Annotated in this window: 1 protein-coding gene; it reads left to right on the top strand. The window is 53.1% G+C overall.

Annotation, left to right across the window (positions count from 1 at the left end):
• The first annotated feature begins 93 nt into the window (after positions 1 to 93).
• The gene (locus tag WGC32_RS14955) at positions 94 to 1,647 is read left to right on the top strand and encodes an IS1182 family transposase (RefSeq protein WP_342683063.1); all 1,554 of its coding nucleotides are present in this window, start codon (positions 94 to 96) and stop codon (positions 1,645 to 1,647) included.
• Positions 1,648 to 1,831 lie beyond the last annotated feature (184 nt).

Genomic DNA, 1,831 nt, shown 5'->3' with positions numbered 1-1,831 from the left:
GAAGGGCCCGTTGCAAAATGATCCAAAAAAAACGAGCGAGGTTTGGAGCCCGAAAGGGTTTCCAAACCTCGCTCGTTGCTATATTCTTAGTTTGTGAAGACACAGAATAAGCAAGACCAGTTTACCGTATTTGAGCGGAATGGTCAACTGGTATTCACACTAAATTCAGAAATTATGATACCGAAGAACGCACCCGTCCGTCTGCTAAACGCCCAGCTTGAGGAACTGGAGTACGGGAAACTGTACGAAGCGTATTCTTCCAAAGGGAGAAAATCGGCGGCGGATCCCCGGGTGCTGTTCAAGGTATTGGTGTACGGGTATCTGTGCGGGATTTATTCCAGCCGAAAACTGGAGGAAGCCTGTCAGTACCGAATTGACTTCAGATGGCTGCTGGAGGATCGAAAAGCGCCGGATCACTGCACCTTCGCCCGGTTCCGCACGGGACGGTGCAGAGACGCGCTGGAGGATTTGTTTTATCAGCTGGTGCAAAGGCTGGAAGACATCGGTGAAACAGACCACACGGCGGTGTTTATTGACGGAACGAAGCTGGAAAGCTGCGCGGGACGATACACCTTTGTGTGGAGAAAAAGCGTGGAAAAGCAGCTGACCAAGGTGAAGGAAGAGATCCGCCGGGAGACGGGTCTGACCTCCCCGTTGGACTTGCAGGCTTATCTGGATGACCTTGCCGCAGGTATTTCCTTTGTCCACGGCAGCGGCAAACGGAAAAGCGGCGAACAGCGCGTGTGGGAGAAGCTGCATACCCTGCTGGAACGCTGGCAGAAGTATGAGGGACAGCTGTCCACAATGGGAGAGGGGCGCAACAGCTATTCCAAGACAGACGAGGACGCCACCTTTATGCGGATGAAGGAAGATCATATGCGCAACGGACAGCTCAAACCCGGCTACAATGTGCAGCTCGCAGTAAACAGCGAGTACATTACCGGAATTGAGGCGTTTTCCGATCGAAGCGACGTAAAGACGCTCAAGCCGTTTTTGCAGAGACTGGAAGAATTTCATCACACCCGGTATGAGGAGGTCGTGGCGGACGCCGGATATGAGAGTCTGGAGAACTATCTGTATCTGGATTCCACCGACCAGGTTTGCTTTATCAAACCCACGAATTACGACCAGAAAAAGAGCAAAAAGTTTCAGAAGCAGATTGGCCGCGTGGAGAACATGGCATACGACCCGGAAGAAGATTGCTTTACCTGCGCACAGGGAAGGAAGCTGCCCTTATTCCGGGAACGCACGGAGGAAAAAGACGGACAGCTTGTGTCCACCGCTTGGTATCGGTGTGAAAGCTGCGCCGGCTGTCCCTGCCGAAGCCAGTGCTGCCGCGCCAAAAATCCGGAACAGCCGAAAGAGCTTTGCTTGCAGAAAACCTTCTGGGAGAAGCGTGCGAGGACCGAGCGGCGCATGACCTCCGAGAGGGGTATCTATCTGCGCCTGTGCCGCTCCATTCAGGCGGAGGGCGCTTTTGCCCTGTTGAAAAATGATTTCGGATTCCGGAGATTCCTCACGCGAGGCCGGACAAACATCCGCGCAGAATTGTTCCTTCTTGCTATTGCCTTCGACCTGAAAAAGTACTGGATGAAGCGGGAACACGGCAGACTGCAAACCCGTGCGTCCGAGAAAATGACGGCCTGAGACGAAAAAACAAAATAGTTTTCCACATTTGGCGCTGGGATCGCCCCAGGGTCTGTTGATTTGCGCCCTTTTTTGTGGAAAACTCCGCGTTTTTCTCTGCTTTCCCGGTGCTTTCCCGGTCTCAGGCTTCCACCGAAAAACGAAAATGGGAGCGCTGCAGGTTTTCATTCTGCAACGCTCCCTT

Origin of the sequence: Zongyangia acetica, assembly GCF_038739695.1 — a bacterium.
Lineage (GTDB): Bacteria > Bacillota > Clostridia > Oscillospirales > Ruminococcaceae > Zongyangia > Zongyangia gallinarum.
This window is presented reverse-complemented; position numbering and strand designations above follow the sequence as displayed.